The organism is Herbidospora cretacea (genome assembly GCF_001570605.1).
Lineage (GTDB): Bacteria > Actinomycetota > Actinomycetes > Streptosporangiales > Streptosporangiaceae > Herbidospora > Herbidospora cretacea.
Window position 1 is genome coordinate 211,485 of sequence record NZ_BBXG01000008.1, and the last position, 21,206, is coordinate 232,690.

Annotated in this window: 16 protein-coding genes and 1 tRNA gene; 14 read left to right on the forward strand and 3 right to left on the reverse strand. The window is 71.2% G+C overall.

Annotated features, from left to right (window positions below; translation table 11 throughout):
* Nucleotides 1–7: 7 nt before the first annotated feature.
* On the reverse strand, nt 8–697 hold the full coding sequence (locus tag AW270_RS17865; protein ID WP_061295486.1) for a sulfotransferase family protein: 690 nt from the start codon (nt 695–697) through the stop codon (nt 8–10).
* 97 nt (nt 698–794) lie between these two features.
* Here AW270_RS17865 and AW270_RS17870 point away from each other — a divergent pair, with 97 nt between their 5' ends.
* The 10 genes from AW270_RS17870 to AW270_RS17915 all read left to right on the forward strand — a co-directional run bounded on the left by AW270_RS17870 (nt 795) and on the right by AW270_RS17915 (nt 15,964).
* Nucleotides 795–2,144: a class I adenylate-forming enzyme family protein gene (locus tag AW270_RS17870; protein WP_061295488.1), complete on the forward strand. Its 1,350-nt coding sequence runs from the start codon at nt 795–797 to the stop codon at nt 2,142–2,144.
* A gap of 24 nt (nt 2,145–2,168) precedes the next feature.
* The gene (locus AW270_RS17875) at nt 2,169–3,689 is read left to right on the forward strand and encodes an NAD(P)-binding domain-containing protein (RefSeq protein ID WP_061295490.1); all 1,521 of its coding nucleotides are present in this window, start codon (nt 2,169–2,171) and stop codon (nt 3,687–3,689) included.
* Nucleotides 3,689–4,702 (forward strand): alpha-hydroxy acid oxidase, encoded by a 1,014-nt coding sequence (locus AW270_RS17880; RefSeq protein ID WP_061295493.1) that lies wholly within the window; start codon nt 3,689–3,691, stop codon nt 4,700–4,702. Before AW270_RS17875 ends, AW270_RS17880 begins: the two co-directional genes overlap by 1 nt.
* On the forward strand, nt 4,696–5,970 hold the full coding sequence (locus AW270_RS17885; RefSeq protein WP_061295495.1) for a cytochrome P450: 1,275 nt from the start codon (nt 4,696–4,698) through the stop codon (nt 5,968–5,970). Before AW270_RS17880 ends, AW270_RS17885 begins: the two co-directional genes overlap by 7 nt.
* 4 nt (nt 5,971–5,974) lie before the next feature.
* Nucleotides 5,975–7,249, forward strand: a complete 1,275-nt coding sequence (locus AW270_RS17890) for a cation:proton antiporter (RefSeq protein ID WP_061295497.1) — start codon at nt 5,975–5,977, stop codon at nt 7,247–7,249.
* An 80-nt stretch (nt 7,250–7,329) separates the two neighbouring features.
* Nucleotides 7,330–8,019 (forward strand): response regulator transcription factor, encoded by a 690-nt coding sequence (locus AW270_RS41805; protein ID WP_218009255.1) that lies wholly within the window; start codon nt 7,330–7,332, stop codon nt 8,017–8,019.
* Between the two features lie 5 nt (nt 8,020–8,024).
* Entirely contained in the window at nt 8,025–9,179 is a 1,155-nt protein-coding gene (locus AW270_RS17900; RefSeq protein ID WP_063819252.1) for a sensor histidine kinase, read from the forward strand.
* A 116-nt stretch (nt 9,180–9,295) separates the two neighbouring features.
* A complete protein-coding gene (locus AW270_RS17905; RefSeq protein WP_157522165.1) occupies nt 9,296–9,592 on the forward strand; it encodes a CATRA system-associated protein in 297 nt (98 codons plus the stop codon).
* Nucleotides 9,585–11,048, forward strand: a complete 1,464-nt coding sequence (locus AW270_RS17910) for a CATRA conflict system CASPASE/TPR repeat-associated protein (protein ID WP_061295503.1) — start codon at nt 9,585–9,587, stop codon at nt 11,046–11,048. Before AW270_RS17905 ends, AW270_RS17910 begins: the two co-directional genes overlap by 8 nt.
* The gene (locus AW270_RS17915; RefSeq protein WP_061295505.1) at nt 11,045–15,964 is read left to right on the forward strand and encodes a CHAT domain-containing protein; all 4,920 of its coding nucleotides are present in this window, start codon (nt 11,045–11,047) and stop codon (nt 15,962–15,964) included. Before AW270_RS17910 ends, AW270_RS17915 begins: the two co-directional genes overlap by 4 nt.
* Nucleotides 15,965–15,991: 27 nt before the next feature.
* Here AW270_RS17915 and AW270_RS17920 read toward each other — a convergent pair whose 3' ends face one another.
* Nucleotides 15,992–16,450, reverse strand: coding sequence for a DUF6326 family protein (locus AW270_RS17920; RefSeq protein ID WP_061295507.1), 459 nt, complete (start codon nt 16,448–16,450; stop codon nt 15,992–15,994).
* 165 nt (nt 16,451–16,615) lie between these two features.
* Between AW270_RS17920 and AW270_RS39585 the strand changes: the two genes are divergently transcribed.
* Nucleotides 16,616–17,743, forward strand: a complete 1,128-nt coding sequence (locus AW270_RS39585) for a sensor histidine kinase (protein ID WP_245674750.1) — start codon at nt 16,616–16,618, stop codon at nt 17,741–17,743.
* Nucleotides 17,740–18,393, forward strand: coding sequence for a response regulator (locus tag AW270_RS39590; protein WP_061295509.1), 654 nt, complete (start codon nt 17,740–17,742; stop codon nt 18,391–18,393). Before AW270_RS39585 ends, AW270_RS39590 begins: the two co-directional genes overlap by 4 nt.
* Before the next feature lie 374 nt (nt 18,394–18,767).
* On the opposite strand, the gene AW270_RS17935 is transcribed toward AW270_RS39590, so the two are convergent.
* Nucleotides 18,768–18,839: transfer RNA gene (locus AW270_RS17935), tRNA-Val, on the reverse strand.
* Nucleotides 18,840–19,287: 448 nt separating this feature from the next.
* Between AW270_RS17935 and AW270_RS17940 the strand changes: the two genes are divergently transcribed.
* Together AW270_RS17940 and AW270_RS17945 are read left to right on the forward strand one after the other, a co-directional pair.
* Nucleotides 19,288–19,704: an SsgA family sporulation/cell division regulator gene (locus AW270_RS17940; RefSeq protein ID WP_061295511.1), complete on the forward strand. Its 417-nt coding sequence runs from the start codon at nt 19,288–19,290 to the stop codon at nt 19,702–19,704.
* Between the two features lie 53 nt (nt 19,705–19,757).
* Nucleotides 19,758–21,146, forward strand: a complete 1,389-nt coding sequence (locus AW270_RS17945; RefSeq protein WP_061295513.1) for a hypothetical protein — start codon at nt 19,758–19,760, stop codon at nt 21,144–21,146.
* The last annotated feature ends 60 nt before the right edge of the window (nt 21,147–21,206 follow it).

The window sequence follows — 21,206 nt, forward strand, 5'->3', positions numbered from 1 at the left end:
ACGCCCATCAGCGGCCCAGGACGATCAGTCGCAGCGCCCGCCCGGGACGCTTGCGGTGGAACCGCGCCCGCTCGTTGACCCTCGGGAACGGTTCGTCGGGGACCGGCACGCCGAGGAAGGCGCACAGCGGCTCCCAGCCCTCGCGGCACTCGAACACCAGCAGGCGCTCCGCCGGTATCGCGGCCCTGACCTCCTCGACGTGACGCCGGAACACCTCGACGCAGTGGTCGCGGTCGGCCACCCGGCCGCCGAACAGCCGGTCGTTGACCGTGGCGTCGACCATGCGCGGGAGCAGCGCGAAATCGGGCACCCGGCGGACGATCAGCCACGTCACCAGCCGCCGCCACCACGGCCGGGGACGGCCCGCCTCGATCGCGCGGCGGAAGATGGTCTCCCGGGCGCTGTCGTACCAGCGTTCCGGGTCGCGCACGGTCAGCACGACCTTCGCCTCGGGGTAGTGGAGGGCCAGTTCCCGCCAGTAGGAGGAGGCCGGGAAGTCCACCGCCGAGCGGAACCCCTGGAAGATCGTGTTCCAGTCGGGTGAACCGCCCTCGCTCACCTCCAGCCACCGCCGCACCCGCCGGGGCTCGGCGACGACATGGGCCATGTGGTAGCAGGGACCGAATCCCAGCAGCTCAAGGGCCGCTTTCAGCGATCTGGTCCCGGTTCTCCCGAACCCCGCGCCGATGACGTCCACGAGTATCCTCCGGCGGTCTGATCCGGCTCTGATGTCACGGTGGTTGTATCTCGATCACCGCAGATTTCCCAGAGGCAGTCCCGAAGGAGACAACGCGATGGTCTTCCCCCAACCGCTGACGACCCTCCTGCGCACCGAGCCCGACCGGCCGGTCTTCGAGCACGGCTCCCGGGTCGTCACCCGCGCCGAACTGCACTCCATGATCGGCCGGATGACCGCCGCCCTGCACGCCATGGGCCTCCAGGGGAAGGCGATCGCGTTCCGCACGTCGGTCACCCCCGAGGCGTTCGCCGTCCAGACGGCCGCCCACATCCTCGGCTGCCGGGTGGTCGGCGTCCGGCCGGGCTACTCCAAGCCGCAGCTCGACCACGTCCTGTCCATGGACGTCGACCACGTCATCGACGACGAGAGCATCCCGATGGGCGTCGAGGAGTGGCACCCCGACCCGATGGGCCGCCCAGACGACGTCGCCCTGCTGGTCTTCACCAGCGGCAGCACCGGCCGTCCGAAGGGCTGCGCCGTCACCTACGGGGCGCTGGACGCCCACTGGTCCTGGCAGCCGGCCAACTGGTCGCCCCTCGCCCGGCGGCTGGCCGGCGAGTTCGAGCGCTACCTGCTGTTCGGCACCCTGGCCAGCATGGTCGTGGTCGACTTCCTCGCCCTGGCGATGCTGAACGGCGGCGTCTGCGTCATCCCGGAGAAACCCGACTTCCCCGCCGTCTACCGGGACCTGCGCATCACCGGCGCGATCATCACCGTGCCGAGGCTGACCCAGATCATCGACACCGGGACCCGGCTGCCCGACATGCGCGCGCTGATGGTCTCGGGGTCACCGATCGGCGCCACGCGGCTGGACCAGGCGACCCGGCTGCTCGGCCCGATCGTCTACCACGGCTACGGCGCCACCGAGGCCGGGTCGATCTCCGTCCTCCCTCCGGAGGAGCTGGCCACCAAGGGGGACACGGTCGGCCGTCCCCATCCGGGGGTGCGGGTCAGGTCGCACGAGGGAGAGCTGCTGGTGTCCAGCCCGTACCAGATGAGGGGCTACTGGAACTCCGACGAGGACCCCTTCCTCGACGGCTGGTTCAGGACCCGGGACCTCGGCCACGTCGACGACGACGGCTACATCCACATCGTCGGCCGCTCCCGCGAGGCGGTCATGGTCAACGCCATGGTCGTCTACCTGGGCCCCATCGAACGCGTCCTGGAGTCCCACCCCGACGTCGAGGAGGCCTACGTCGTCGGCGCGCCCGACCGGGCCACCGGTGAGGCGGCCCACGCGTTCGTCGTCGCCGCCGATCCCGACGTCGAGGACCTGAAGGCGCGGGTGCGGGAGGAGCTGGGGGCCGACCACGTCCCGGCGACCATCACGGTCATCGACCGGGTCCCGATGGCCGCATCGGGCAAACCTGACAAGCAGGCGCTACTGGCTCTGACCGTTCTCTGAGAATCGGCCGCCAACACTAAGGGCATGCTGGATTACCTGGTGATCGGCGCGGGACCTGCCGGTCTGCAGATGGGAAGGTCTCTGGGGGCGGCCGGAAGGTCGTACACGATCATGGAGGCGGGCCCGGCCCCGGGCACGTTCTTCGCCACCTACCCCCGCCACCGGACCCTCATCTCGATCAACAAGAAGTACAACGGCACCGACGACCCCGAACTGAACCTCCGGATGGACTGGAACAGCCTGCTCTCCGACGACCCGGAGCTGCTGTTCACCCGCTACAGCGACCGCTACTTCCCCTCGGCCGAGGACATGGTGCGCTACCTCGCCGACTACGCCGACGGCCTGGAGATCGTGTACGGCTCCCGCGCCGAGACCGTCACCAGAACCTCCGAGGGGTTCGCCGTCACCGACGGCCACGGCGTGACGCGCGAGGCCAGGCGGCTGATCGTCGCCACCGGCGTGAGCCGGGAGAACGTCCCGAACATCCCCGGCATCGAGCACGCCGAGCAGTACGGCGAGGTCTCCGTCGACCCCGCTGACTTCATCGACCGGCGGGTGCTCATCATCGGCAAGGGCAACTCGGCGTTCGAGACCGCCGACAACCTGGTCGCGACCGCCGCCGTCGTCCACGTCGCCGGGCCCCACTCGGTGAAGATGGCCTGGCGCACCCACTACGTCGGCCACCTGCGCGCGGTCAACAACAACTTCCTCGACACCTACCAGCTCAAGTCCCAGAACGCCCTGCTCGACGGCGACATCAGGAACATCGAGCGCCGCGACGACGGCACCTACCGCGTCACCGTCGCCTTCGTCCGCGCCGACGAGGTCACCAAGGACATCCCCTACGACCGCGTCATCGTCTGCGCCGGATTCCGCTTCGACACCTCCGTCTTCGACGACACCTGCCGCCCCGACCTCCACTTCAGCGGGCGTTTCCCGGAGCTGACCCCGGCCTACGAGTCGGTCAACGTCCCGGGCATGTACTTCGCCGGCACGATCACCCAGTCACGCGACTTCAAGCACGGCACCAGCGGCTTCATCCACGGCTTCCGGTACGGCGCCCGCGCCCTCCACCGGATCCTGGAGGAGCGCCACCACGACAGCCCCTGGCCCGCCAGGGAGATCGGCGCCGACCCGAAGGCGATGGCCCAGGCGGTCCTCGACCGGGTCAACCGCAGCTCGGCGCTGTGGCAGCAGTTCGGCGTGATCGCCGACGTCATCGCCCTCGACGGCCGGGGCGGCGCCCGCTACCTGGAGGAGCGCCCGATCGACCTGCCGATCGAGACCGGCTCCCACGTCACGATCACCCTGGAGTACGGCCCCGACCACGACCAGGTCGACCCCTTCGACGTGACCGTGGGCCGCATCCGCCAGAGCGACGCCGAGAAGGCCGACGAGGGCCACTACCTCCATCCGGTGGTCCGCCACCACGGCCCCGACGGGCAGGTCGCCGTCCACCACGTGACGGAGAACCTGGAGAACGAGTGGACCTCCCCGGACGTCCACCTGGAACCCCTCCGGGCGTTCTTCGCCCGGCGGATCTGATGTCCCTCCTGACGCGCTTCGAGGCGGCGGCGCGCGAGCGCCTGCCGCAGGCGCACTACGACTACTTCGCCGGCGGGGCGGGCGACGAGAGCACGGTCGCGGAGAACGAGGCCGCGTTCGGCCGGCTGCGCCTGGCCCCCCGGGTGCTGTCCGGCGCGCCGCCCGACCCGGCGGTGACCCTCCTCGGCTGCCGCGCCTCGATGCCGCTGCTGATCGCTCCCACCGCCTTCCACCGGCTGGCCCATCCCGACGGCGAGCTCGCGACCGCGCGGGCCGCCGCCGCCGAGGAGACGGTCATGGTCGTCAGCATGGCCTCGACCACTCCGGTCGAGGCCCTCGCCGACACCGGGGCCGACCTGTGGTTCCAGCTCTACGTGCAGCCCGACATGGCCTTCACCGAACGGATCGTGGCCAGGGCGGAGAAGGCGGGGTGCCGGGCGCTGGTGGTCACCGCCGACTCCCCCGTGTTCGGCGCCCGCCCCCGGGACCTGCACAACGACTTCCACTCCCTGCCCGAAGGGCTGGCCTGCGAGAACCTCCGCGAGGGCGACGTGGTGCGGCCGATCGAGTTCTCGCCGGAGATCTCGTGGGCGCGTCTCGACCGGCTGCGCGAGGTCACCGACATGCCGCTGGTGGTCAAGGGCGTCACCCATCCGGCCGACGCGCGGCTCGCGGCCGGGCACGGCGCGGCCCTGATCATGGTCTCCAACCACGGCGGGCGTCAGCTCGACCGGACGGCGGCCGCGATCGACCTGCTCCCCGCCGTCGTCGACGCGCTGGTCGGCGCCGTGCCGGTCACCGTCGACGGCGGGATCCGGCGGGGCACCGACGTGGTCACCGCGCTCGCCCTGGGGGCGCAGGCGGTGCTCCTCGGGCGGCCGGTCCTGTGGGGGCTGGCCGCCGCCGGGGAGGCGGGCGTGCGGGAGGTGCTGGCCTGGTTCCGTGCCGAGATCGAGCTGGCGACGGCCCTCGTGGGAGGCCCGCTCGACCCGAGCGTGGTGCGGCCATGCTGACGCTAGGGGTCGTCGCGGTGGTGCTGGCGACGCTGCCGTGGTGGCTGCCCGGCCGGGTCGTGGCGCTGCGGCTGCTGGTGTTCGAGCGGGTCAACGGCCAGGAGGCGATCATCGTGCCGGGGCCGAAGGTGCCGGTCGAGCGGTTCCGGGAGGTCTACTCGCATCCGGCGGCGTCCGGGCGCAGTCAGGGCGCGGTCCTGTCGGACCTGTTCTGGTACTGGCTGTCGCCCGGCGCCGACGTGCACCAGGAGCACCTCGAACCCGGGGAACGCTACGACGCCGTCGCCGCGGCGACCCGGGGGTTCCTCGCCGTCTCGAAGACCGACGTCGAGGACCTGGCCGCGCGCTGCGCCCGCCGGGCCGCGCCCGCCTACCGGCTGCGCGACCTGGCGATGCCGGTCTGGGCCGAGTTCTCCTACGAGCTCGTCTTCGGGGCCGCGTGCCCGCCGGAGGCGCGCGACCTCATCGTGGGCAACGCCGACGACGTCGTCACCGCGCTCAAGTGCACCGGGCTGCGGCACATGGACCGCCGCGACCGGCTCACCGCCTATCTGGAGGCGCGGCTCGACCGGGTCCGCCGCCCGCTGCCCGCCGGGCTCACCCCCCGCGAGCAGGCGCTCTACCTGCAAGGGGTGTTCTTCAACACGGCCGTGGTCCAGATGGCCGAGGCGACCGCGCACATCGGGATGGTGCTCGCGCACCGGCCCGAACTGCAGGCCGCCGCCCGCATCGGGGACGACCGCTTCCTCGACCAGGTGATCAACGAGACCTTCCGGCTCTATCCCCTGTTCGGCGTCGCCCACCGCATCACCCGGGGAGACATGCCGGGCATCCCCGAGGGGTCGGTGCTCTGCTTCAGCTACCCCGACTTCCACCGGGCCGGGTTCCCCGAGCCCGACCGGTTCGACGCCGCGCGGTTCGAGCACGGCGTGCGCGACCTCAACCACATCCCGTTCGGCATCGCCGCCAACCGGCCCTGCCCGGCCTGGCGGGTCGCCCCTATCGCGCTGCGCGCCGCCTTCCGGGAGCTGCTGTCGACCTGGCAGCTCACCTCGGCGGCCCGGCACACCCGCTCGCTGCCGAACCGGGGGCCCTGCCTGCTGACCCCCGCCGGCACCCGCCCGCCCGCCTGGCGCACCCGCGTCATGCGGCTGCGCGACCGCTGGGAGGACGTCTGGCGCAGCCTCGTCCAGCTCGTGCTCGGCGGCTACATGGTCTGGGACGCCCGCCGGCAGGCCCTCTGCGCCCGCCACTTCGGAGACAGGTGATCACATGGACGCCAACCTCGAACTCGTGCTCAAGGTGCTGCCCGCGCTGGTCGTCATCCTCATCGCCTCCGCCCTCTGCGGCCGGCTGGCGCAGATGGTCCGCCAGCCGAGGGTGCTGGGAGAGATGGTCGCGGGCGTGCTGCTCGGCCCGACCCTGTTCGGCTGGCTGTTCCCGGCCGCGCAGCAGACCCTGTTCCCGGCCGAGATCAAGCCCATCCTGTACGTCCTGAGCACCATCGGCCTGACCCTCTACATGTTCCTGGTCGGGGCCGGCCTCGACCACAGCGCCAGCAGCCCCGGGCAGGTGCGGCGGGCCGGGGTGCTGGCCCTCTCGGGCTTCCTGCCGTCCCTGGCGCTCGGCTTCGGCGCCGGCCTCCTGCTGTACGGGAGCCTGTCGGGCGGCGAGGTCAGCCGCTTCGAGTTCGCCCTGTTCCTGGGCGGCGCCCTGTCCCTGACCGCCTTCCCGATGCTGGCCCGCATCCTGTACGAGCGCCGCCTCCAGAACTCCCCGATCGGCCGGCTCACCCTGGTCGCCGCCTCGGTCGACGACGCGGTGGCGTGGTGCCTGCTGGCCGTGCTGACCGCCCTCCACCTGGGCACCGGCACCGGCGGCGCGCTCCGCACGATCGCGCTGACCGCCGTCTTCGCCGTCGTCATGCTGAAGCTGGTCGCCCCGCTGCTGCGCCCCATGGGCGCCCGCTTCGCCAAGACGGGGGTCTTCACCCCCGCGATGATGTACGTCGCCGTGCTCGTCCCGCTGACCGGCGGCTGGCTGACCGACTGGATCGGCGTCTACGCCGTGTTCGGCGGCTTCATCGCCGGTCTGGCCATGCCCCGCGACCCGAAGTTCCGCGAGGCCCTGCACGGCCGGATGATGGAGGTCGTCTCCACCCTCCTGCTGCCGGTGTTCTTCACCTTCTCCGGCCTCAACACCCACCTCGACGGCATCGCCGGCGGCGCCATGCTGCTGGCCTTCCTGCTGATCCTGCTGTCCGGCTTCGCCGGGAAGTACCTCGGCTGCGCCCTGTCGATGCGCGCCATGGGCTTCTCCTGGCGCGAGTCGTACGCCGTCGGCGCCCTGATGAACGCCCGGGGCCTGATGATCCTCATCTTCATCAACATCGGCCTGGCCCACGGCATGATCGGCCAGGAGGTGTTCGCCATGCTCGTCCTGGTGGCCGTCATCACCACGGCGGCGGCCATGCCCCTCTACCATCTCGCGCTGCCCGCCCGCCTCGAACCGACCGTCGAACGCGATCGGCAGGACGAGTTGGTGTAATTTTCATTTATTTTGCCGCGCGCCCGCAGGTGGTATCCCGGCCTCTGGAATTTCGGTGACCGTAATGACACGGTATGACCGTGGCAGGGACATCGGGAACCGCCGACCCGCACTCCCGTCGGCTGCTGGTCGTCGAAGACGACCGTGAACTGGGCGCCCTCCTGGTCGAGGTGCTCACCGACCACGGCTACGAGGTCGACCACGCCCTGGAGGGCCAGCGTGGTCTCCACCTGGCGCTCAGCAGACCCTACGACGCCATGGTCGTCGATCGCGGCCTGCCCGCCATCGACGGCCTGGACCTGCTCCGCCGGCTCAGGAGCCGGGCCGTCACGGTCCCGGCGCTGTTCCTCACCGCCTTCGGCACCCTCGACGACCGCGTCACCGGCCTCGACGCGGGCGCGGAGGACTACCTGGTCAAACCGTTCGAGATCGAGGAACTCCTGGCCCGCGTGCGGGCCCTGGTCCGCCGCCACACCGACCACGCCGAACTGCTCCCCCTCGGCGCCGCCTGGCTCGACCTGGCGGCCCAGGCGGTCTGGCTCCCGGGCGGCGACCAGGTCCCGCTGTCGGGCCAGGAGTACCGCCTGCTGCGCGCCCTGGCCAGCCGCCCCCGCCACGTGCACACCAGGGCCTCACTCCGCCGGGGCGTCTTCGACGGCGCCTCGACCGAGTCGATCGTCGACACCTACGTCTACTACCTGCGCGGCAAACTCGGCCAGGGCGTGGTCAGGACCGTCCGGGGCGTCGGCTACCGCCTGGGAGCCCTGTGAACGCCATGCTGCGGCGGGCCCGCCGCCGGGTGACGGTCAGGGTGGCCGGCGCCATCGCCCTCCTGGTCCTGCTGATGGGCGCCCTCGTCTACGGCGTGATGTCCGGCCAGCAGGACTCCGCCGCCCGCCGCGAACTCGAAGTGGCCGTCGCCCGCGCCTCGATCACCCACCCCCCGCCCTGCCTGTGGCTGGTGGAGGTCAGCGGCGAGCACGTGACGACGTCCCCGGGCACCCCCGAGGCCTTCCCGTGGCGCACCCCCATCAGAGCCGTCACCCGCGACGGCGGAGTGAGGGTCGACCGCATAGAGATCGCCGGCCTCGACTACATGGTCCGCACCGAGCGGCGCGGCGACGTCGTCCGCCAGGCCGCCCTGGACCTCCGCTACCAGGCCTCCGAACGCCGCCGCCTCCTGCACACCCTGATCGCCGCCGAACTGGCCGCCCTGATCGCCGCCGCCGGGATCGGCGACCTCACCGCCCGCCGCGCCATCGCCCCCCTGGGCGAGGCGCTGGCCCGCCAGCGCCGCTTCACCGAGGACGTCAGCCACGAACTCCGCACCCCGCTGGCCCGCCTCCACACCAGAGCCCAGCTGGTGGCGATCCGCCTGAAACGCGGCGAACTCCCCACGGAGGACGTCGACAAACTGGTCACCGGCACCCGGGAGCTGGGCGAGGTGGTCGAGGACCTCCTCCTGGGCGACCGCCTGAGACGCCCGGTGGACCTGGCCCTGCTGGCCGAGCAACTGGCCGAGGCGGAATCGGCCCGCGCCGAGTCCCGGGGCGTCACCATCGAGGTCCACCGCGCGAACGGCCCGACCGTGGTGAGCGGCGCCGAGACAGCCCTCCGCCGGGTCCTGTCGGCCCTGGTCGACAACGCCCTGACCCACACGGGCCCTGGCGGGCACATCAGGATCATCCTGTCGACGACGGAGGACCTGGTGCGCCTCACCGTGGCCGACGACGGCGCCGGGCTCAATCCCGGCGACCCGGTCCGGCTGTTCGACCGCGGGGTGACCGAGAGCCGCGGATTCGGCCTGGGCCTGGCCCTCGTGAAGGAGGTCGTGGACGGCCACGACGGCATGCTGACGGTCCGCAGCGCCCCCGGCGAGGGAGCGACGTTCACGGTCACCCTGCCGGCCGACCGCGTCCTGACCCACTGAGCGCGGCCGCAATCGGGAAATATCGATTTCCGCCGGGCGAGTGAACGATCGGGGCTAGCGTGACCGGCGTGGCGGATGTCGAGGGCTCTGAACGGGAGCCAGATGGTCTCAGGTCCATGGTCGTCCGACGTCTGCGGGCGCTCGGCGAGCGGCGGTGCGAGGCGGCGCAGTGGGAGTCCATCGACGGGGCGGTCGGCCGGTGTCTCGACCGGAGCGGCGATCAGGATCAGGCCCTGGAAAGGCTCCTGCTCGCGTTGATGTCCCACCGGATCGTCCCCGTCTCCGCGCCGGAGGGTGACGGCACGCGGTCGCGGAGCGCCGTGCCGATTCCTCCGCCGGTGAGGGAGCGGGTGGTGCTGCTCATCACGTCCTTGACCGCCCGGGACACCGACCCTGTCGGCGATCATGGGTGACGGCCTCGTCCGGCCGGAGCTCGTCGTCCATCTGTTCTTCCCGTCGAACGGCGAAGGCGCGCGAAGCGCCTATGCCGGGATGCTCGCGATATGGGCGGCCTGTCGCGACCGGTTCGATCTGACCAGACCGGTGCTGCCGAACGCTCCGAACGCTCCGGGACCCTGGGAGGACACCCGCGACGGCGGGCCGGTCGCAGCCGCCGAGGGCGAGGCCGGGCAGATCATCCTGCGCCGGCATCGCGACGTCCTGTGCCTGTCGGCCGTTCTGTACGGCCCGTGGGCGCACGTGCGGACGCTCTGGCAGGACACGATCCGCGATCTGACGCCCGCCGAACTGACCGGAGAGGCCCGTCTCTACCTCGCCTACGCCCCCGGCGACGCGCCCCCCACGCCTGCTTCGGCCGAGGCCGCCGTCGCCGATCTCGGCGGGCCGCCGGTCCTCGGCCGGGCGCAGACGACCTCCGGCGGCTTCGCGGCCTGCGAAGTGGGCGACGGCGCCGATGGGCGCTGCTTACGCGAGCTCGTGGTCCTCGCCGCCGAGTCCGACGAACCGGCGCTCAGCGCCTGGGTCTGGTCGGAGGGGACCTCACTTCCACCGCTGGCCAGGTTCCTGTCGAACATCGCGCTGCTCCGCCGTCATCTCCGGGTCTGGGACGACAGCGCCTCCGTCCGGGCCCTGCGCGGCCGGCTTGACGGCGCCGTCCGCCGGGCGATCGCGGATCTCCCTCCCGACGAGGGGACCGCCCGGTCACCGGCCGAGGACGTGCTGGTGGAGAATTCGGCCCGGCTCACCCGGCTGCTCGTCGAGGAGGCGGGAGCCGTCTTCCACGCCACCCGGCTCAAGGAGATGCTCCGCGCGGGAGAGGCCGCCCACGCCAATCTCGCCGCCCTCCTGGGACGGGACTTCACGACCGCGGAGCCGCTGACCCCCTTCGGCGGCGATCGCGAGCTGTCCCTCTGGTTCCGGGAGCGGCTCCAGGACGACAGCGCCTACTTCGAGGCGTCGCTGGAGCGCGCCCGTGAGGTCAGGGCGCTGCTGGACCTGTATGTGCGCCGGCTCGTCCTCCAGCAGGAGGAGCGCACCCGGTGGTGGCAGGAGCAGATCAACTACGCGCAGCTCGCGGTGGTCGCCGCGATCGCGGTGACGCTCACCGCGATTCAGTCGCTCGGCTACTCCGTCCCGCTGCGCGCCGACCTGAAACCGGCGGTCGCGGCCTTGATCGGGGCCGGGACGCTCGTCGCGGCCTCGTCGGTGGTCCGCGAAGCGCCCGACGGACGCCGTGGTGGGGCGTGGCTGCGTCCCATCGGCGCCGCCGCATCGGCCGCGAGCGCGGTCTGGCTCCTCGCCGTCCTCCTCGGCGGCGCGCCCGTGCTCACGATCGCGGTGAGCACGGGCGCCTTCCTGATCACGTTGGCCGCTTTCGCGCGGCCCCTGACCATCAGGAGACCGCGATGACCGACGAGAAGGCCACCCTCCTCAGCCGGTTCGTGTTCGCCCCGAGTCTCGAGCAGAAGCTACAGCTCCTGCGCGATCGTCCCGAACTCCTCCGCGAGGACAACGACGAGTTGCTCGCCGCCCTCGAAGGCAATGACAACGAGCAGATCGCGCTGCTGGCCCTCCATCACCGCGCACTGCTGCGACGATGCCGGGCCGCGGGCATCGACGAGGCGTTCGCCGAGATCACCGACGATGCCGACCTGAACGTCTTCATGCCCGCGGCCATCGGCTCCGGCTGGGTCTCCGCGTGCCGGTGGATGGAGGCGCACGTGGGGTCCCGTGATCCGGGCCCGCTGCGGGCCGCGATCTCGGCCTTCGACGAACTGATCCGGCATCCGGAGTTCCCCGGCGCGCTGACCGCCGTCCGGTCGCGCGCTCTCGCCATCGCGGGCCGAGCCCGCCTGTGGAGCCTGAACGAGGCCTACTCCACCCCCGGCTTCGACCAGGCCCTGAGCCTGCTCGAAGCCGGGCTGGCGGGATTGCCCGACGGCTCCCATCCCCGGGTCGTCGCCCTGTTCGATCTGGGTCAGTGCTGGTACCTGCGCGGCGAGAACCAGGGCTCCGCCGAGGCGTTCGACCGTGCACACGCCTGTCTGGCCGAGTCGGTGCTCACGGGCCTCCTTCCGGCACCCGTCGAGTTCGCCGCTCGCGAACTCATCGGGCGTGCGGCGAGACTCCGCTTCGAGCTCGCGCCGGACCCGGAGGTGGTGCGCCGCGCCGACCCGCTCCTCTCCGGACCGGCGCCGGATCCGGAGTCCCGGACCCGGCTCACGCTGCTCCGAGTGGATCTGCTCCAGTCGCTCTTCCTCACCTCGCGGGACCCCACCGTCATCGGCGAGGGCCGCCGGGCCGTGGAGCGGGAACTGGAACTGCTCGGCCCGGACACGCCGGCCAGCGGTCCGGCCCTGCTCGCCGGCGCGCGGCTTCTGCTCATCGGGGGAAGCGCGACCGACGAGCCGACGCAACTGGACGCCGCCGCGGCCCTCGCCCGGCGCGCCCTGGCGGTCACGGACGATCCGGAGAAGGACAAGCTCCTGCTCGCACTGATCCTGCGGCAGCGTCTCGCCCGGGACGACGACCGGCGGACCGCGCACGAGCTGATCGAGATCGCGCGGGACCTCCTCCCCACTGACCAGCGCCAGGAGGAGGAAGGCCCGGCCCGCTGGCTGGTCGCCGGGCTCGGCTACTTCGCGAAGAACTCGGCCCCGCGGGAGCTGGGAGAGGCGGAGGCACGGGTGCGCGCCGCGCTGGACGAGCTTCCGGCGGGTTCCCCGGCCCACGCCGAGGCCCAGGAACTTCTCGGCACGGTCCTGCACGACCGCTACGTCCGGGAAGGTGATCGGGCCCTGCTCGACGAGGTGGTGGACACGCACCGCCGGGCCCTCGCCGAAGCGCCGGACGCCTCCGCGAGGGAGCAGAGCTCCGCCGGCCTGGCCGAGGCGCTCCTCACCTCGTTCACCGCCCACGGACGCGCCGAGCTGCTCGCCGAGGCGGAACAGCTGCTGACGCACCCGGCGGCCGGACCTCCCGGATCGTCCGCCCTGAGCGTTCTCGGCCGGATCCAGCTCGCCCGGTACCGCGCCGAGCCCTCCGCCGCCGCCCTGGACCGGGCCGTCGTGCTGCTGAGGGAGGCCGTGGCCGCGACCTCCGGCGACGTCATGGAGGAGCTCAGGCGGACGGTCCTGCTCGGCTGCTGCCTGCACGAACGGTTCGAGGCGACAGGCGACCCGGCGGACCTGGCCGAGGCACTCGACCTCGACCATCGGGCCCGTGGTCTCGGGGTCCCCACCGACCCCGGGTCCGCCGCGGCGCTCGAGGGACTGGGCGTCCTCCTGCCTCGCCTGCGCGGGGCCGACCCCGGTTCGCCCGGGTTCCACGCGCTCCTCGGCGACTATCACACCCAGCGATATCTGGGGATGTCACGTCGTTTCGAGGCAGAGAGCGATCTGGGTCTCGCGCTGCGCCGGCTCACGTCCGCACGCCAAGAGGGCTCTGCGCTGCCCGACCTCGCCGAGCAGGTCGTCGTGCTCCACGACGGGCTGGCTGACGTCTTCAACCGCAATGTCCGCGCCCGGGGCGACGCCATGGCCGAACGGATCGCGGACCTGTCCGTCCTTCAGCGCGAGCTGGCCCGGGGCCTGCCCGCCGAACAGGAGTCCTGCGCCGGCCTGGCACTCGCGCTGCACAGTCGCTACCTCCTGACCGGCCACGTGCCGTCGCTCGCCAGAGCGGGCGAGGCGGCCCTCGACTGGCTGGAACTCTCCGGCGGCGATCAGGATCCCGAGTCCGCGCGAGCCCAGACGGCTCTCGGTTCCCTCGCCATGAGCCGTTACACCCTCCATGGTGTTCCGGGAGACCTCGAACAAGCCATCCGCTACGGCCGGGGGGCCGTGGCCGTCACCCCCGAGGACGATCCCGACTTCGGCTCGCGGCTGGGCTCTCTCGCCACCGCCCTGAAGGCCGGCTACCAGAGTGGCGGCGCCCCGTCGGAGATCGACGAGGCCATCCGCACGGCGGGCCGCGCCCTGGAGCTCACCGACGAGAGCCACCTGAACCACGGGGTCATCCTGGGCTCTCTGGCCTCCGCCCACCAGGTGCGTTTCGAGCGGACCGGCGATCCGGCCGACCTCGACCGGGCCATCGCCTACGGCCGGCGCGCAGGCGACCACGCCCCCTACAACGGCCTGAACTGGTGCCATCTCTCGTTCGCGCTCGAAGCACGTTTCGAGCTCCTCCAAGACCCGGAGAGCCTCGATGAGGCCGTGGACGTCGCGAGGAAGGCCGTGCGGGTCGCTTCGAAGGGGGATCCCGAACTGCCCCGGTACTGGTCGGCCCTGTCGATCGCCGTCCGGATGCGGTTCCGCCACGCGCGGGTCCCGGACCCCGCCGATCTCGACGAGGCCGTCGAGGCGGGCGCGAACTCCGTGCGCCTGACCCCTCCCGGGCACGCCTGCCTGCCGATGTGGGCGCAGACGCACGCGCTGGCTCTCCGGACCCGATCGGAGCACACCGGGTCGGCCGCGGACATGGAGAGCGCGATGGCGGCGCTGCGCCTGGGCGTCGGCACTCCCGGCTCGCCCGCGATGGTCCGGGCCCAGGGCAGCGCCAACCTCGCCGTCGCGTACATGACCCGGTTCCACCAGAGCGACGACGACGCCGACCTCGCGGAGGCGGTGGCGTGCCTGCGGTCGGCGATCAGCCTCGACCGGGACGGCGACCTCCGGTCCGCCGGGTACACCCTCAATCTCGCCAACGCGCTCCTGCTCCAGGCCGATCGCGGCGCGAACCCGGCGGCACGTCGCGAGGCCGAGGAGCTCATGCGCGCGGGAAGCGTCGCTCACGGCTCGCCCCTTCCGCTGCGGCTCAGCTCCGCGATCGGCGCGGCGGGGCAGGCGGCCCGCCGAGGGGCCTGGCCGGAATCCGTCGCCGACTTCACGACGGCGATCGAGCTGCTGCCCCGCCTCGCCGGACGGTCCCTGAGCCGGGAGACCCGGCAGGAACTGCTCCGCGAACTGTCCGGCCTCGCCCAGAACGCGGCAGCCGCGGCCCTCCACGACGGCGCGCCCGACCGGGCTCTGGAACTGCTGGAGCAGGGCCGGGGCATCCTGCTCTCGCAGGAACTCGACGCCCGTTCCGATCTCACCGAACTGCGCGAGAGACACTCCGGCCTGGCGGACGAACTCGACGAGGTCCGCGCCACGCTCAGCGGCGGAGAGGAAGCATCCGGCGAACAGGAGCAGAGAATCCGCGACCGCCGGCACCAGGCCGACCGGCGTTGGCGAGAACTGCTCGCGGAGATCCGCGAACAGGCCGGATTCGAGGACTTCCTGTCCCTCCCCTCGGCGACCGACCTCACCTCGGCGGCGCGCAACGGGCCCCTGGTCGCCGTCAACCTCAGCGCCCTGCGCTGTGACGCGCTCGTCCTCGACGCCTCGGGGAAGGTCCGCGCGGTCCCGTTGCCGCCCCTCGGAGCCGGCGAGCTCGCCCATTCGCTCCGGGAGTTCGAACGGGCGAGAGGCCAAGGCGACGTGGAACGCGCCTGCACGACCCTCGACCGGCTGCTGACCCTTCTGGGCGAACGCGTCGCCGGCCCCGTCCTGACGGCGCTCGGGCACACCGGCCCGCCACCGGCGGACGGTCCCTGGCCCCAGGTGCAGTGGATGCCCACCGGACCCCTGGCGTTCCTTCCGCTGCACGCCGCCCGGCTGGCCGACGGCTCCCACGTCCTGGACCGCGTCATCTCCTCCTACACGACGACGATCCGTTCCCTGCGTCGTGCGCAACTCGACCCGCGTGAGGGCCCGCGCCGGGCCCTGATCGTGGGAGAGGACGAGACCGTCCTGCCGAACGCGCCGGACGAGGCCCGCATGGTCGCGGCGACGCTGAAGGCAGTCGCCCCCCTCATCGGCCCGGACGCCCGCCTCGCGGCGGTCCGGCGCGCGCTGCCGGAGATCGGATGGGCGCATTTCGCCTGCCACGGCAAGGTCCACCCCGCCGACCCGGGCCGCAGCGCCCTGGTCCTCGCCGACGGCGACCTTTCCGCCGCCGAGATCATCGGCATGGACATCGACGCCGACGTCGCCTACCTGTCGGCCTGCTCCACCGCCCATGGCGACCTGAGCCTGGCCGACGAGTCGCTCCACCTGGCGTCGGCCTTCCAGGTAGCCGGATTCCGCCATGTCATCGGCACGCTCTGGCCGGTCGACGACGAGGCCGCCTACGCGTTCGCCACAGCCGTCTACGCCGACCTCGACGGCCGGGCCGATCGCCTGGCGACCGCCGCCCACCACGCGACGAGGCACATCCGCGCCCGCTACCGCCTGCCCCTGATCTGGGCCTCCCACATCCACTTCGGCCCGACCGCGCCTTCCTAGGCAGGCCGGCCGCACCAGATCGACGGATCAGGACGCGCCCGCCGGGAGAGAAGTCGATCTGCGTGCCGTCGGCCACGTCCAGGCGACCCGCGTGATGACCAGCAGAAGCACTGTCTCGATCAGGGTCCCGGCGACGTAGTAGACCCAGCTCTCACCGATGAGGGACGTCGCCGCGGTCACCGCGTAGAACAGGCTGACCACGATGTTCGCGATCCGATTGACCCGTGCCCGGGCGAGCAACGAGACGACGGGCATCAACGCCGCGACCACGATGTACATCGTCGTGAGCACGAGGAACCTCTGGTCGACCGCGAACCCGGTGCCGGACACCTCCCCGGCGAGCACTCCTTTGATCACATCGGCGCGGTAGAAGCCGAAGATGTCGACGTAGGCGAACACGAACAGCGTGGCGACCCACAGGCCACAGAGCACCACCTTGACGTCGATCTTGTTGTCGAGAAGTTCGCCTGCCTGGTCTCTGTTCACGGATCGACTCCTCGTGGCGCGTAGCGGTGACCGGTGCCAGTGTCAGCCGCACCGGCGAACGGGCGCCCGAGCCCGGAGGCCGATGCCTCCCTGGCTGATCGGCCAGGCAGTGGCCGGCCAGGTGGCGGGTCCGCCGGGGCAGACCCGATCGCTACTGTGGAAGTCGTGTCGAACGCCGCGACGACGTTGCGGGCCGCAGTGCGGCGCCTGTCGCCCTGCACCTGGCGCGACCTGGCCCTCGCCGCTCTGGTGCTGCCCGTGCTCGGGTACGAGGCGGCCTTCCGCGACCTGACCTGGCGACCGGTGGCCGTCGCGTTCGGATGCGGGCTGGCGCTGGCTGTGCTGGTCCGCCGGATCCACCCGCTGCCCGCCGTGGTGTTCGCCTTCGGCGGGTTCGCCGTCCTCGACGTCGCCACGTTCGCCGTGGGGACCGAACCGGTGGTCCTGCACAGCGGATGGGTGGTGTTCGTGCTGGCCTACTCGCTTTCGCGCTGGGGCGCGGGCCGGGACGTGGCCGTCGGAACGGCGGTCATGGCGGTGGCCGTGGCCGCCATCGTCAGCGTCGACTTCCCCGGTTTCGCCGAGACGATCGCCGCAACCGGCATGTTGCTCTTCGCCGCCGCCCTGGGGGCCTCCGTCCGCTACCGCGCCATCGCCCGCGAACAACTGATCGTGCAGGCCAAACTCCAGGAACGCGAACACCTGGCCCGGGAGCTGCACGACACCGTCGCCCACCACGTCTCCGCGATCGCGATCCAGGCCCAGGCAGGCCTGTTCCTGGCCAGGTCCTCGTCGCTGAGCGGAGCGACGGAAGCCCTGGAGATCATCGACCGCGAGGCGGCCGGGACACTCGCCGAGATGCGCACGATCGTCAGCGCGTTACGCGACCCCCGCCGGCACCCACCCCTGGTCCCCCCACGCCGGATCGCGGATATCCAGGGCCTCGCCGAGGGCCTTCCCGTCGACGTCGAACTGCACGGCGACCTGACGAACCTCCCGCCGGCCGTCGAGGGCGCCCTCTACCGCGTGACACAGGAATCGATCACCAACGCCCAGCGCCACGCCCACCAGGCGACCCGGGTCAGAGTCGAGCTCACGGCCGGCGCCACCGACGTCCGCCTGACCATCAGCGACGACGGCACCCGCACAGCGGCCGCCGGCCCGCCCGGATTCGGCCTGGTCGGCATGACCGAACGCATCACTCTCCTGGGCGGCACCCTCACCGCCGGCCCGAACCCGGACCGCGGCTGGGAAGTCCGCGCCGTCCTCCCCCGCCAAGGCGCGGCCACGTGACCATCCGCGTCCTCGTCGCCGACGACCAGGGCATCGTCCGAGCGGGCCTGTCGACGATCCTGAACGGCCACCCCGGCATCGAGGTCGTCGGCCAAGCGGCCGACGGCCGCACAGCCGTGGCCCTCGCCCGGCGCCTGCGGCCGGACGTGTGCCTGTTCGACATCCGCATGCCCGTCCTGGACGGCATCGAGGCCACCCGACTGCTGGCCGGCCCAGACGTCCCCCACCCGATCGCCGTAGTGGTGATCACCACCTTCGACACCGACGAATACATCTACGGAGCCCTCAAAGCAGGCGCCCGCGGCTTCCTCCTCAAGGGCGCCGACCCGGACCAGCTGGTCCAGGCGCTCCACGCCGCCGTACAGGGCGACGCGCTCATCGACCCCGCCGTCACCGGCCGGCTACTCGCCACCTTCGCCACGAGCGGCCCGAGCGCGACACCGCCCCAGCCGCTCCAGCCCCTGACCGACCGGGAGGAGGACGTACTGACCGAGGTAGCGCGAGGCAGGACGAACGCCGAGATAGCGCGAGACCTCCACATCAGCATGAGCACGGTCAAGTTCCACCTCACCGGCCTCATGACCAAGCTGGGAGCCCGCAACCGCGTAGAACTGGCCCTATGGGCCTACCAGACCAACCGCCTCACGTGACGCCCGCCGAGGCCCTGACGCAAGCTCATGCCGACAGCAACGAGCTGGGCCGGCATCGGGGCAAGCTCGATTCATCGCATGGCACCCTGCCTCAGCCCAGCAGCCCTTCCCGCCGAATCCGACGCGTTCACGCGAACCGATGAGCTTCTCGAGCGCCAGCGAGGCTCCAGGAAGCGCGAGGGGCGGAGCCCTTCGCCAGAAGCGAAAGCGCCCCGGAGCGAAGCGACGCAGGGCCGCGAAGCGGCCAGGGGAGCGCGAGGGGGCGCCAGCCCCTTCGCATCGGGGGGTTCGGGGGGTCGTCCCCCCGGGTAAACGACGAAGGAGACCCGCGGAAAGCGGCAAAGCCGCTGACCACAGGTCTCCCATCTCAAGAGTGGGCGATACTGGGATCGAACCAGTGACCTCTTCGGTGTGAACGAAGCGCTCTCCCGCTGAGCTAATCGCCCGGGATGGCCGTTCCCCCTGCGGGGTCCGACAGCAAGAACCATACCCCACTCGACCCCCTCCACGCGAAGCGACGAGTACGTCGCACCCCTGGAGCACCCGCAGTGTCTCGGGTCCGTCCCCGCATCGTCATCGAAAGGTTCTCCAGGAACGGGCGGCGTGGCGGTCTGTTGGCATAGCATCGTGATGCTCCACACTCGACCAATAAGCACCACCTGAAGCCCATCCACGTCTCGGAGGACACGCAAAACCATCGCAAACACCGGGTCGTCTATGGTGTTTGCGCAGGTAGATGCCTAAATGTTCGGCTGCGCTGTGTGTTACAGAACGGCCTGACAGCGGAATCTTCCCTGCAAGGTTTCTTCGTTCCGCGTCATAGCTCGGGACGTGGTCCGTCTGAGCAGTGAAAGCCCCGCAGGGGGTCCCGACGACGAAAAGGTTTGGCTGACGATGAACAGCACCACCGTCTCTGCCGAGCTGGGCCTTCGGCTTGTCGTCCCAGACCGCACGACCGTCCCGCTGCTGGCGGGGTTGAGCTACACGGCCGAAGATCCTTACGCCATCCGCATGGCCTTCCACGTCGGGAACGACGAGCCGGTCGAGTGGATCTTCGCGCGCGAGCTGCTGACCGTGGGGATCGTCCGGCGGGTGGGCGACGGCGACGTCCAGGTGTGGCCGGCCCGGTCCGACGGGGAGCGCACGCTGCACATCAGCCTGACCTCTCCTTTCGGGCAGGCGCTGTTCGAGGTGCCGCTGGCGCCGCTGACCGAGTTCCTCCACCGGACCTACGAGCTGGTGCCGGCCGGGCGTGAGGTCGACTTCATGGATCTCGACGAAGAGCTGACCAACATGCTCTGGAGCTCGTGAAACCGTTACGCATTCCCCACGTAGCCGGGCCATTCGTGCCATAGCGTTCCCCCATGAGGCGGATCTTCGGCGTCCTGGCGGTGGCCCTCCTGCTCGCCGGGTGTTCAACTGGCGGCGACACCCCTCCCCAGGCGTCCCCGCAGGCGGCGGTGAGTTCGGCGGCGGCGAAGCTGGCGGTCGACGCGGTCGACCACAGCGAGAACATCAGGGTCGTCGCCAACGTCCCGCTTGAGGCGCCTTTCGGCGGCCCTTCCGACTGGGGAACCGATCTCGCCTTTCAGGGCGACTACGCATTCGTCGGAAATTACGCCGGATTCACGGTCGTCGACATCTCCGACCCGGAAAAGCCCTCTGTGGTTTCTCGTACGGTATGCGAGGGCGGCCAGAACGACATCTCGGTGACCGGGGATCTGCTCTTCCTGTCGGTCGACTTCCCCCGGGACGGCCCGTCCTGCGAAGCGAAGGCGGGCGAGGAGGGCAGCGCCCAGTCGTGGGAGGGCGTGCGGATCTTCGACGTCTCGGACAAGGCGCGGCCGAGGTATCTGACCTCTGTTCGTACGGAATGCGGATCCCACACCCATGCGGTGCTTCCGGGCGAGAAGACCGTGTACGTCTACGTCGCCTCCTCGGGCCCGATCCCCGACTCGGAGACCTGCCCTCCCCCGCACGCCGCCATGGACATCATCGAGGTCCCCGTGGACGCCCCGGAGCGGGCCCGGGTGGCGGCCAGGCCGCCGGTCTTCGGGGAGCGGCCGCTCGACGAGGAGGCCGAGTACACCGATCCCCGTGGCTGCCACGACGTGACGGTCTACGCGGAGAAGAACCTCGCCGCGGGCGCCTGTTTCGGCGACGGCGTTCTGATGGACATCACCAATCCTCTGCTGCCGAAGGTGCTCCAGGTCGTCCAGGACCCGAATTTCGCCGTCTGGCACTCGGCCACTTTCAACAACGACGGCACGAAACTGGTGTTCAGCGACGAACTCGGCGGCGGCACCGCGGCGACCTGCGACCGCAGCGCCGGGGCGCAGGAGGGCGCGAACGCCGTTTACGACCTGACGGCGGAGAACACCCTCCAGCGGCGCGGCTATTTCAAGATTCCGCGTGAGCAGACATCGACGGAGAATTGCGTCGCGCACAACGGATCGCTGATTCCGGTCGAGGGCCGGGACATCATGGTCCAGGGCTGGTATCAGGGCGGCGTCTCGGTGTGGGACTTCACCGACTCCGACAAGCCCAAGGAGATCGGCTATTTCGAGCGGGGGCCGCTGCGGGCGGGGCTCGAACTGGGCGGATCGTGGTCGGCGTATTACTACAACGGATTCATCTACTCCAGCGACATCACCAAGGGCCTGGACATCCTGGAGATCAACGATCCCCTGACCGACCCGGCCAAGAATGTGAAGATGCCCGAACTCAACGCCCAGAGCCAGCGAAAGTTCTGAAACCATGAGCGGCCGTTTCACCGGCGCGGACTGTTAGGTCCACGCCAGAAAGACTGGCGG